This window comes from Burkholderia sp. AU17457 (genome assembly GCF_002223255.1).
Classification (GTDB): Bacteria; Pseudomonadota; Gammaproteobacteria; order Burkholderiales; family Burkholderiaceae; genus Burkholderia; species Burkholderia sola.
In genome coordinates, this window is record NZ_NKFB01000003.1 from 1787010 (window position 1) to 1798842 (window position 11833).

Annotated in this window: 9 protein-coding genes; 3 read left to right on the forward strand and 6 right to left on the reverse strand. The window is 66.7% G+C overall.

Annotated features, from left to right (window positions below; genetic code table 11):
- Positions 1-19: 19 nt before the first annotated feature.
- From frr to rpsB, 4 genes are all read right to left on the reverse strand, one after another.
- Positions 20-580: a ribosome recycling factor gene (gene frr, locus CFB49_RS11030; protein WP_006478492.1), complete on the reverse strand. Its 561-nt coding sequence runs from the start codon at positions 578-580 to the stop codon at positions 20-22.
- Positions 581-684: 104 nt separating this feature from the next.
- Positions 685-1398 carry a UMP kinase gene (gene pyrH / locus CFB49_RS11035; RefSeq protein ID WP_006402648.1) on the reverse strand — a complete coding sequence of 238 codons (714 nt, stop codon included), beginning with the start codon at positions 1396-1398 and terminating at the stop codon, positions 685-687.
- 156 nt (positions 1399-1554) lie between these two features.
- Positions 1555-2436 carry a translation elongation factor Ts gene (gene tsf / locus CFB49_RS11040; RefSeq protein WP_021159104.1) on the reverse strand — a complete coding sequence of 294 codons (882 nt, stop codon included), beginning with the start codon at positions 2434-2436 and terminating at the stop codon, positions 1555-1557.
- 162 nt (positions 2437-2598) lie between these two features.
- Positions 2599-3339 (reverse strand): 30S ribosomal protein S2, encoded by a 741-nt coding sequence (gene rpsB, locus CFB49_RS11045; RefSeq protein WP_069617666.1) that lies wholly within the window; start codon positions 3337-3339, stop codon positions 2599-2601.
- A gap of 379 nt (positions 3340-3718) precedes the next feature.
- Between rpsB and map the strand changes: the two genes are divergently transcribed.
- The 3 genes from map to CFB49_RS11065 are packed head-to-tail and all read left to right on the forward strand — an operon-like array spanning position 3719 to position 9060.
- Entirely contained in the window at positions 3719-4534 is an 816-nt protein-coding gene (gene map / locus CFB49_RS11055; RefSeq protein ID WP_089491320.1) for a type I methionyl aminopeptidase, read from the forward strand.
- A gap of 46 nt (positions 4535-4580) precedes the next feature.
- A complete protein-coding gene (locus tag CFB49_RS11060) occupies positions 4581-7157 on the forward strand; it encodes a [protein-PII] uridylyltransferase (RefSeq protein ID WP_069617668.1) in 2577 nt (858 codons plus the stop codon).
- Positions 7158-7173: 16 nt separating this feature from the next.
- Positions 7174-9060, forward strand: coding sequence for a pseudouridine synthase (locus CFB49_RS11065; protein WP_089491321.1), 1887 nt, complete (start codon positions 7174-7176; stop codon positions 9058-9060).
- Between the two features lie 80 nt (positions 9061-9140).
- Here CFB49_RS11065 and def read toward each other — a convergent pair whose 3' ends face one another.
- Together def and ligA are read right to left on the reverse strand one after the other, a co-directional pair.
- The gene (def, locus tag CFB49_RS11070) at positions 9141-9674 is read right to left on the reverse strand and encodes a peptide deformylase (protein ID WP_089435211.1); all 534 of its coding nucleotides are present in this window, start codon (positions 9672-9674) and stop codon (positions 9141-9143) included.
- Positions 9671-11746, reverse strand: a complete 2076-nt coding sequence (gene ligA / locus CFB49_RS11075) for an NAD-dependent DNA ligase LigA (protein WP_089491322.1) — start codon at positions 11744-11746, stop codon at positions 9671-9673. Before ligA ends, def begins: the two co-directional genes overlap by 4 nt.
- Positions 11747-11833 lie beyond the last annotated feature (87 nt).

Genomic DNA, 11833 nt, shown 5'->3' on the forward strand with positions numbered 1-11833 from the left:
CGGCGCGCGAGGACGGTCGTCAGACCGTCATGATCTCGGCTTCCTTGGTCTGCACGAGCTTGTCGATTTCGGCAACGTGCTTGTCGGTCAGCTTCTGCACGTCGTCGCTCGCGCGGCGCTCGTCGTCTTCCGAGATTTCCTTGTCCTTCACGAGCTTCTTCAGCGCTTCGTTCGCGTCGCGGCGCAGGTTGCGGATCGCGACCTTGGCCGTTTCGCCTTCGCTCTTCACGACCTTGGTCAGCTCGCGGCGGCGCTCTTCCGTCAGCGCGGGCATCGGCACGCGGATCAGGTCGCCGGTCGTCGCCGGATTCAGGCCCAGATCGGCTTCGCGGATGGCCTTCTCGACCTTCGCGACCATGTTCTTTTCCCACGGCTGCACGCCGATCGTGCGCGCGTCGACGAGCGTCAGGTTCGCGACCTGCGAGATCGGCACCATCGAGCCGTAGTAGTCGACCTGCACGTGATCGAGCAGACCGGTGTGTGCACGGCCCGTACGGATCTTGGCCAGATCGTTCTTGAACGCTTCGATCGAGCGCTGCATCTTTTGCTCGACGCCCTTCTTCACATCAGCGACACTCATTTCAACCTCCGAACCTTCAAACCTTCAAAGAACGCGGGCCCCGCCCGACGCACGTCGCGCGCCGCGGCCGGCAACCCGCGCCGGTCGCCCGCATCCGCGGGAGTTTACACGTGGACGAGCGTACCTTCGTCCTCGCCCAGCACGATGCGCTTGAGCGCGCCCGGCTTGTTGATCGAAAACACGCGAATCGGCAGCTTCTGGTCGCGGCACAGCGCAAACGCCGTCGCGTCCATCACCTGCAGGTTGCGGCTGATCGCCTCGTCGAAGCTGATCGTCGTGTAGCGCGTGGCCGACGGATCCTTCTTCGGATCGGCAGAATATACGCCATCGACCTTGGTCGCCTTCAGCACGACTTCGGCGCCCACTTCCGAGCCGCGCAGCGCGGCGGCGGTATCCGTCGTGAAGAACGGGTTGCCGGTGCCGGCCGCGAAGATCACGACGCGGCCTTCCTCGAGCTGACGGATCGCGCGGGGCCGGATGTACGGCTCGACGACCTGGTCCATGCGCAGCGCGGACTGCACGCGCGCCTCGATGCCGGCGTGGCGCATCGCGTCCTGCAGTGCCAGCGCGTTCATCATCGTCGCCAGCATCCCCATGTAGTCGGCCGTCGCGCGGTCCATGCCGGCCGCGCCGCCCGCGACGCCGCGGAAAATATTACCGCCACCGATCACGACCGCGAGCTGCGTCCCGAGACGCACGACTTCGGCGATATCGGCCACCATCCGTTCGATCGTCGCGCGATTGATGCCGAAGGCATCGTCGCCCATCAGCGCTTCGCCGGAGAGTTTGAGGAGGACGCGTTTATAGGCATTGGACATAGGGGCTTCCGAGCGACGAGAGGATGACAACCACGAACTGTAGGGGCGAAATACTGATTCGGGCAAGCGCCGACGACCGGACCGGGGTTCCCGGCCGGCCGGCGGCGCCGCCGGCCGCGGCGGAGCGGACGCCCCGCCGCGGATACTGCGAACTGCTTACTGCTGCTTGGCTGCTGCGACTTGCGCGGCCACTTCGGCGGCGAAGTCGTCCTGGCGCTTCTCGATGCCTTCGCCGACGACGAACAGCGCGAACTTCTGCACTGCCGCATTCGCCGCCTTCAGCATCTGCTCGATCGTCTGCTTGTCGTTCTTCACGAACGTCTGGTTCAGCAGCGACACTTCCTTCAGGTACTTCTGGACGCTGCCGTCGACCATCTTCGCGACGATTTCAGCCGGCTTGCCCGATTCGGCAGCCTTCTGCTCGGCGACGCGGCGTTCCGTCTCGATCAGTTCCGCCGGCACGTCGGCCGACGACAGCGCGACCGGCTTCATCGCGGCGATGTGCATCGCGACGTCCTTGCCGACCTGCTCTTCCGCGCCCGTGTACTCGACGATCACGCCGATACGCGCGCCGTGCAGGTACGTCGCGATCTTGTTCGCGGTTTCGAAACGGACGAAACGGCGGATCGACACGTTCTCGCCGATCTTGCCGATCAGCGCCAGACGCACTGCGTCGACGGTCGAGCCTTCGAGCGGCAGCGCCGACAGCGCGGCCACGTCGGCCGGGTTCTGCGTCGCGACGAGTTCTGCCACCGTCTTCGAGAACGCGAGGAAGTCGTCGTTCTTCGCGACGAAGTCGGTTTCGCAGTTCAGCTCGACCAGCGCGCCTGCGTTGCCGCCGACGAACGATGCGACGACGCCTTCTGCCGTCACGCGCGATGCGGCCTTGCTCGCCTTGTTGCCGAGCTTGACGCGCAGCAGCTCTTCAGCCTTGGCCAGATCGCCGTCGGCTTCCGTCAGCGCCTTCTTGCACTCCATCATCGGTGCGTCGGTCTTCGCGCGCAGTTCTGCCACCATGCTTGCGGTAATTGCCGCCATCATTCGCTCCTTGAGTCTGTATTCACAACGCCGCCCGCTTGGACGCGAACGGCCGAGATTCGTTTCCGGACCCGCGCCGATTCGGCGCGATCAGGTCCGGCGCACAAGCTTAAAAAAAGGGGGCCTGTTGAGAGCCCCCTTTTTGCGCCGGCTCGGGGCCAGTTACGCGTTTTCCTCGACGTATTCGTCGTCGCCGCGTGCGGCCTGGACCACTTCGTTGACCGCGTTCGCACGGCCTTCGAGGATCGCGTCGGCCACGCCTTCGGCGTACAGCGCGACTGCCTTGCTCGAGTCGTCGTTACCCGGGATCACGTAATCCACGCCTTCCGGCGAGTGGTTCGTATCGACCACGGCGATGACCGGCACGCCCAGCTTGTTCGCTTCCGTGACAGCAATCTTGTGGTAGCCGACGTCGATGACGAAGATCGCGTCCGGAATGCCGCCCATGTCCTTCACGCCGCCGATCGACTTCTGCAGCTTGGCGATTTCGCGCTCGAACAGCAGCGCTTCCTTCTTGCTCATCTTCTCGGTTTCGCCCGCTTCGACGGCCGCTTCCATGTCCTTCAGGCGCTTGATCGACACCTTCAGCGTCTTGAAGTTGGTCATCATGCCGCCGAGCCAGCGTGCGTTGACGTACGGCATGCCCGCACGTTGCGCTTCCTGGGCGATCGTGTCACGCGACTGGCGCTTCGTGCCGACGAACAGGATCGTGCCGCGGTTCGCTGCCAGCTGACGCACGTACTTCTGTGCGTCCGTGAACATCGGCAGCGTCTTTTCGAGGTTGATGATGTGAATCTTGTTGCGGTGACCGAAAATGAACGGAGCCATCTTCGGGTTCCAGAAGCGCGTCTGGTGACCGAAGTGGACACCCGCTTCCAGCATTTGGCGCATCGTAACTGCCATGTAAATTCTCCACGAGGGTTGGGTCTTAAGCCGGCTGCCGTACCGCCGCGCGAACCCGCCCTGAAGGGCGGGGATTCCGCACGGACGGCACCCTGGTTGCGCCGGCTTGCGATTCGGCACGTGCAAAACGCCCGTGCCGTAAGCCTTTCACCGCGATGCCGCCCCAAGATGGGGCACGACGGCAAATTTGGATGTCGACTTAGCCAAAGAGTATAGCACGCGGATTTGTCGGCTCTCAAGTCGCACGGCACTTTCGCTTGCCGCGCGGCAGCGGGCCGGACAATCCTCGAAAACCCGCATCCGCGCGGCCCGCAGGGGCTGCGAGGCCCGCCATAAGGTGCGATAATCCGTCAATTCACCGCATTCCAGGCATACCTCGATGGCTATTACGCTCAAAAACGAACACGATATCGCGGAGATGCGCGTCGCCTGCCGTCTCGCCAGCGAAGTGCTCGACTTCATCACGCCGCACGTCGTCGTGGGCGTCACGACCGCCGAACTCGACCGCCTCTGCCACGAGTTCATGCTCAACGAGCAAGGCACGATCCCCGCGCCGCTGAACTATCAGCCGCCCGGCTACCCGCCGTACCCGAAGGCCACCTGCATTTCGGTCAACGACGTGATCTGCCACGGCATTCCCGGCGAGAAGGTGCTCAAGAACGGCGACGCGCTGAACATCGACATCACCGTGATCAAGAACGGCTATTTCGGCGACACCAGCCGGATGTTCATCGTCGGCGAGGGTTCGATCCTCGCGAAGCGTCTCGTGCAGACCACCTACGAATGCATGTGGCTCGGCATCGACCAGGTCAAGCCCGGCGCGCACCTCGGCGACATCGGCTACGCGATCCAGAAGCACGCGGAGGCGCAGGGCTACAGCGTCGTGCGCGAATACTGCGGCCACGGCATCGGCACGGTGTTCCACGAGGATCCGCAGGTCGTCCACTACGGCCGCCCGGGCACCGGCATCGAACTGAAGGCCGGGATGATCTTCACGATCGAGCCGATGATCAACGCCGGCAAGCGCGACATCCGCACGATGCCCGACCAGTGGACGGTCAAGACGCGCGATCGCAGCCTCTCCGCGCAGTGGGAGCACACGGTGCTCGTCACCGAAACCGGCTACGAAGTGCTGACCGTGTCGGCCGGCACGCCGGCGCGCCCCGTGTTCGCGCAACCGGCCGCCGCCGTCTGAGCGCCGTCGCGCCAGCCCGCCCCGCCCCGCACCTGAACGGTCGCCCATGAGCGCTCACGCTGCCCCCTCGCCCGAAGCGCTGTCGCGGCGCGCCGAATTCAAGGCCGCCAAGACGGCGATGCTCGAGCGCTTTCGCCGCGCGGCGAACGTCGCGTCGCTGATGCACGCGCTGTCGAAACTCACCGACGACGCATTGAAGCGCGTGTGGGACGAATGCGGGCTGCCCGCGACGCTCGCGCTCGTCGCCGTCGGCGGCTACGGGCGCGGCGAACTCGCGCCCTATTCCGACGTCGACATCCTCGTGCTGCTGCCCGATGCGCATGACGCGGCGCTCGACGCGCGCATCGAGCGCTTCATTGGCATGGCGTGGGACCTCGGCCTCGAGATCGGCAGCAGCGTACGTACCGTCGCACAGTGCATCGAGGAGGCGTCGCAGGACGTCACGGTGCAGACCTCGCTGCTGGAAGCGCGCCGCATCGTCGGCAGCACCGCGCTGTTCGAGCGCTTCACCGTGCGCTACCACGAAGCGCTCGACGCCCGCGCGTTCTTCACCGCGAAGGTGCTCGAGATGCGCCAGCGCCACGCGAAGTGCCAGGACACGCCGTACAGCCTCGAACCGAACGTGAAGGAAAGCCCCGGCGGGCTGCGCGACCTGCAGACGATCCTGTGGATCGCGCGCGCGGCCGGCTTCGGCAGCAGCTGGCGCGAACTCGACACGCGCGGCCTCATCACCGACCGCGAAGCGCGCGAGCTGCGCCGCAACGAAGGCTTCCTGAAAACGCTGCGCGCGCGGCTGCACGTGATCGCCGGGCGCCGCCAGGACATGCTCGTGTTCGACCTGCAGACGCAGGCCGCCGAGAGCTTCGGCTACCAGCCGACACAGGCCAAGCGCGCGAGCGAGCAACTGATGCGCCGCTACTACTGGGCCGCGAAGGCCGTCACGCAGCTCGCGACGATCCTGATCCAGAACATCGAGGCGCAGCTCTTCCCCGCGACGAGCGGCATCACGCGCGTGCTGTCGGCCGATCGCTTCGTCGAGAAACAGGGGATGCTCGAGATCGTCGACGACGGCGTGTTCGAACGCCACCCCGACGCGATCCTCGAAGCGTTCCTGCTGTACGAAACGACGCGCGGCGTGAAAGGCCTGTCCGCCCGCACGCTGCGTGCGCTGTACAACTCGCGCGAAATCATGAACAACACGTGGCGCCGCGATCCGCAAAACCGCGCCACGTTCATGCGGATCCTGCAGCAGCCCGAAGGCATCACGCACGCGTTCCGGCTGATGAACCAGACGAGCGTGCTCGGCCGCTACCTGCTGAACTTCCGCCGCATCGTCGGCCAGATGCAGCACGACCTGTACCACGTGTACACGGTCGACCAGCACATCCTGATGGTGCTGCGCAACCTCCGCCGCTTCGCGGTGGCCGAGCATGCGCACGAGTATCCGTTCTGCAGCCAGTTGATCGGCAATTTCGAGCGCCCGTGGGTGCTGTATGTCGCGGCGCTGTTCCACGACATCGCGAAGGGCCGCGGCGGCGATCACTCGACGCTCGGGATGGCCGACGCGCGGCGCTTCTGCCGCGAGCACGGGATCGCCGGCGACGACGCCGCGCTGATCGTGTGGCTCGTCCAGCATCACCTGACGATGAGCCAGGTCGCGCAGAAGCAGGACACGAGCGACCCCGAAGTCATCAAGCGCTTCGCCGAGGTCGTCGGCAACGAACGGTACCTGACCGCGCTCTACCTGCTGACCGTCGCCGATATCCGCGGCACGAGCCCGAAGGTGTGGAACACGTGGAAGGGCAAGCTGCTCGAGGATCTGTACCGCATCACGCTCGCGGTGCTCGGCGGCGCGAATCCCGATGCGCATTCGGAACTGAAGTCGCGGCAGGAGCAGGCGCTCGCGCTGCTGCGCCTCGAAACCGTGCCCGACGATGCGCACCGTGCGTTGTGGGATCAGCTCGACGTCGGTTTCTTCCTGCGTCACGACGCGGCCGACATCGCGTGGCAGACGCGCGTGCTGTACCGGCACGTGAACGCCGAAACGGCGATCGTCCGCGCGCGGCCGTCGCCGATCGGCGACGCGCTGCAGGTGCTCGTGTACGTGAAGGATCGCCCCGACCTGTTCGCGGGCATCTGCGCGTATTTCGACCGCAACGGGCTGTCGGTGCTCGATGCGCGCGTCAGCACGACGCGGCACGGCTACGCGCTCGACAACTTCATCGTCACGCAAACCGAACGCGACGTGCGCTACCGCGACATCGCGAATCTCGTCGAGCAGCAGCTCGCGACGCGGCTCGCCGAAACCGCAACGCTGCCGGAGCCGTCGAAGGGCCGCCTGTCGAGGCTGTCCCGGACGTTTCCGATCACGCCGCGCGTCGACCTGCGGGCCGACGAGCGCGGTCAGTACTACATCCTGTCCGTGTCGGCCAACGACCGGCCGGGCCTTCTCTATTCGATCGCGCGCGTACTCGCCGAACATCGGATCGGCGTCCATGCGGCGCGGATCAATACGCTCGGCGAGCGCGTCGAAGACATCTTCCTGCTCGCGGGCGCCGGCCTGTCCGACAACCGCCTGCAGATCCAGCTCGAAACCGAATTGCTGCGTGCGATCGCAGTCTGAATGAATCCCAGCGTTTATGCGCACCAAATTAACCGTCAAGAATCCGAAGCCGGCGTCGCCGACCCGCGCCCCTGTCCGCTCCGGCAGCCTCGTCGCCCGCAAGGCGGTGCGTCCCGCCGCGCCGCCCGCGGGGGATAAACCGGCCCGCCCGAAGAAGGCGCCCGCTGCAGCCGCCGCCACCGGCGAGCGTGCGTTCAAGCCGCGCGGCGCCGCCGGCGCAGAACGCCCGGGCGCGGATCGCGCACCGGTCAAGCGTGCGCCGCGTGACGGCGGCGCCGAACGCGGCACGCGCGCGCCGTATCGCGACAATGCAGCCGGCGAAGGTGCGAAGCGCAGTTTCGGCGACCGTCGCACGTCGTCGGAGCGGCCGCCGCGCCGTAACGATGACGATGCGCGGCCGCGTCGGGCCGGTGGCGACGAGGGCAAGCGCCCGTCCTATCGTGATAACGCATCCGGCGAAGGCGCGAAGCGCAGTTTCGGCGACCGTCGCACGTCGTCGGAGCGGCCGCCGCGCCGTAACGATGACGATGCGCGACCGCGTCGTGCCGGTGGCGACGAGGGCAAGCGCCCGTCCTATCGTGATAACGCATCCGGCGAAGGCGCGAAGCGCAGCTTCGGCGACCGCCGTACGTCGTCCGATCGTCCGCCGCGCCGTGATGACGATGCACGTCCGCGTCGCGCAGCAGGTAGCGACGAAGGCAAGCGCCCGTCCTACCGCGACAAGGCAGCCGGCGAAGGCGCAAAACGCAGCTTCGGCGACCGCCGTACGTCGTCCGATCGCCCTGCCCGCCGCAGCGATGACGATGCACGTCCGCGTCGCGCAGCAGGTAGCGACGAAGGCAAACGCTCGTCCTACCGCGACAAGGCAGCCGGCGAAGGCGCGAAGCGCAGCTTCGGCGACCGCCGCCCGTCGTCCGATCGCCCTGCCCGCCGCAGCGATGACGATGCACGTCCGCGTCGTGCAGCAGGCGACGACAGCAAACGCCCGTCCTACCGCGACAAGGCAACCGGCGAAGGCGCGAAGCGCAGCTTCGGCGACCGCCCGGCCCGCCCGGCGCGCGACGGCGAGCGCCGTTCGTTCGGTGCGGTGAAGACCGCGCAGCCGGTCAAGCGCGCGGCGGCCGACGTCGACTACGGCGACGAAACAGGCCTGATGCGGCTGTCGAAGCGGATGTCCGAACTCGGCATGTGCTCGCGCCGCGAAGCCGACGAATGGATCGAAAAGGGCTGGGTGCTCGTCGACGGCGAACGCATCGACACGCTCGGCACCAAGGTGCGCGCCGACCAGAAGATCGAGATCGACGAGCGCGCGAGCGCCGCGCAGGCCGCGCAAGTGACGATCCTGCTGCACAAGCCGGTCGGCTACGTGTCGGGCCAGGCGGAAGACGGCTACGAGCCGGCGGCCGCGCTGATCACGCGCGCGAACCGCTGGAGCGGCGATCATTCGCCGGTGCGCTTCTCGCCGCAGCACCTGCATGCGCTCGCGCCGGCCGGCCGTCTCGACATCGACTCCACCGGCCTGCTCGTGCTGACGCAAAACGGCGTGATCGCGAAGCAGCTGATCGGCGAACAGTCGGACATCGACAAGGAATACCTGGTGCGCGTGCGCTTCGGCGAACGACTGATCGACATCGACCAGCACTTCCCGGCGGAATCGCTCGCGAAACTGCGCCACGGCCTCGAACTCGACGGCGTCGCGCTGAAGCCGGCGCTGGTGAGCTGGCAGAACGGCGAGCAGTTGCGCTTCGTGCTGCGCGAAGGCAAGAAGCGCCAGATTCGCCGCATGTGCGAACTGGTCGGCCTCGACGTGATCGGCCTGAAGCGCGTGCGGATGGGCCGCGTGATGCTCGGCGCGCTGCCGCAGGGCCAATGGCGTTACCTGTCCGCCGACGAGACGTTCTGACCGCAAGCGCACCCTGTGCGCCATGCAATGAAAAAGCCCGCTTCAAGCGGGCTTTCTCTTTTCTGCGCGAGAGCGTCCGATCAGTCGTCGTCGGCCGGGTCGAGCCCCGGGAACAGCACCTCGGTGAAACCGAAGCGCGTGAAGTCGGTGATCCGCATCGGGTACAGCTTGCCGATCAGGTGGTCGTATTCGTGCTGGACCACGCGCGCGTGGAACCCCTCGGCGATGCGGTCGATCTTCTCGCCGAACTGGTCGAAGCCGCTGTAGCGCACCTTCGCGTAGCGGCTGACGACGCCGCGCATGCCCGGCACCGACAGGCAGCCTTCCCAGCCCTCTTCCATGTCCGGCGGCAGGTACTCGACCTTCGGGTTGATCAGCACGGTCTCCGGGACCGGCGGCGCATCCGGGTAGCGGTTGTTGTTGCCGAAGCCGAAGATGATGATCTGCAGCCCGATGCCGATCTGCGGCGCGGCCAGCCCGGCGCCGTTCGCGTGGTGCATCGTCTCGAACATGTCCGCGACGATCTCGTGCAGCTCGGGCGTATCGAACCGATCGACCGGTTCGGCGATTTCGAGCAGGCGCGGATCGCCCATCTTCAGGATCTCGCGAATCATGGCGTATTGCCCTCCAGGAGTTGGTGCAGACCGTCTTCGTCCAGCACGGGGATGCCGAGTTCCTCGGCCTTCGCGAGCTTGCTGCCGGCTTCGGCGCCCGCGACCACGTAATCCGTCTTCTTCGATACCGAACCGGCCACCTTGGCGCCGGCCGCTTCGAGCATCTCCTTCGCCGCATCGCGCGTGAGATTCGGCAGCGTGCCCGTCAGCACGACCGTCTTGCCGGCCAGCACGCCCTGCGGCGCCTTCGGCGCGGGCGGCCCTTCCGGCCACGTGACCTTGCCCGGCGCGCGCAACTGCTCGATCACCGTGCGGTTGTGCTCTTCCGCGAAGAACTGGTGAATCGACTCGGCGACGATCGGCCCGACATCGTTGACTTCGAGCAGCTCCTCGATCGACGCATCCATGATCGGCGTCAGCGAGCCGAAATGCTTCGCGAGATCCTTCGCGGTCGATTCGCCGACATGGCGGATGCCGAGCCCGTAGATGAAGCGCGCGAGCGTCGTATGCTTCGCCTTCTCGAGCGAATCGAGCAGATTCTGCGCAGACTTCTCCGCGAACCGGTCGAGCTCGGCCAGCGTCGCGAAACCGAGATTGAACAGGTCGGCCGGCGTACGTACGAGATTCAACTCGACGAGCTGGTCGATGATCTTCTCGCCGAGGCCGTCGATGTCGAGCGCGCGGCGCTGCGCGAAATGCCACAGCGCCTGCTTGCGCTGCGCCGGGCAGAACAGCCCGCCCGTGCAGCGCGCGATCGCCTCGTCCGGCAGGCGCTCGATCTTCGAGCCGCACACCGGGCATTCGGTCGGCATCACGAATTCGGCCGCGTCCGGCGGGCGCCGGTCGAGCAGCGCACCGACGACTTCCGGAATCACGTCGCCCGCGCGGCGCACGATCACGGTGTCGCCGATCCGGATGTCCTTGCGGCGCACTTCGTCCTCGTTGTGCAGCGTCGCGTTGGTCACGGTCGCGCCGCCGACGAACACCGGCTCGAGACGCGCGACCGGCGTGATCGCGCCGGTGCGGCCGACCTGCACGTCGATCGCGACGAGCTTCGTCAGCGCTTCCTGCGCGGGGAACTTGTGCGCGAGCGCGAAGCGCGGCGCACGCGACACGAAGCCGAGCCGCTCCTGCTCGTCGCGCCGGTTGACCTTGTAGACGACGCCGTCGATGTCGTACGGCAGCGACTCGCGCTTCTCGCCGACCTTGCGGAAAAAGTCGAGCAAGCCTTCGGCGCCGTGCACGACCGCACGCTCGCGGTTCACCGGCAGGCCGAACGCCTCATACCAGTCGAGCAGCGCGCTGTGCGTGTCGGGCATCGGCATTCCGTCGAGCACGCCGATCCCGTACGCGAAGAACGACAGCGGCCGCTGCGCGGTGATCTTCGAGTCGAGCTGGCGCAGGCTGCCGGCGGCCGCGTTGCGCGGGTTCGCGAATTCGCGCTGCTCGGCCGCGCGCTGGCGTTCGTTCAGGCGTGCGAAATCGCGCTTGAACATCAGCACCTCGCCGCGCACGTCGAGCACGGTCGGCACGTGCTTGCCCTTCAGCTTGAGCGGAATCGAGCGGATCGTGCGCACGTTCTCGGTCACGTCCTCGCCCGTCGTCCCGTCACCGCGCGTCGCGGCCTGCACGAACACGCCTTGCTCGTAGCGCAGCGAAATCGCGAGGCCGTCGAACTTCAGTTCGCACGCGTATTCGACGGGGTCCGTCACCGAGCCGGCGAGATCGATCGTCTTCGCGAGCGCGTCGGCGATGCGCTTGTCGAACGCGACGATGTCCTCGTCGGCGAAGCCATTGTTCAGCGACAGCATCGGCGCATCGTGGACGACCGGCGTGAAGCCGCCGGCCGCTTCGCCGCCGACGCGCTGCGTCGGCGAATCGGGCGTCACGAGTTCGGGATGGTCGGTTTCGAGCTGCTGCAGCTCACGGAACAGCCGGTCGTATTCGGCATCGGGCAGATCCGGCTGGTCGAGCACGTAATAGGCGTAGTTCGCCCGCTCGAGTTGGTCGCGCAGCCACGCGGCACGCGCGTCGGGCTGGCTGGCTGGCGGTTCGGCTTGGGTTCGGGCCATGCTGGCGGCAGAGTCGGTCTGAAAAAATCGGATGTCCGATTATCTCAGTTTGACGCCGCGGCGGGGCACGCAATGCGGGCCCGATGA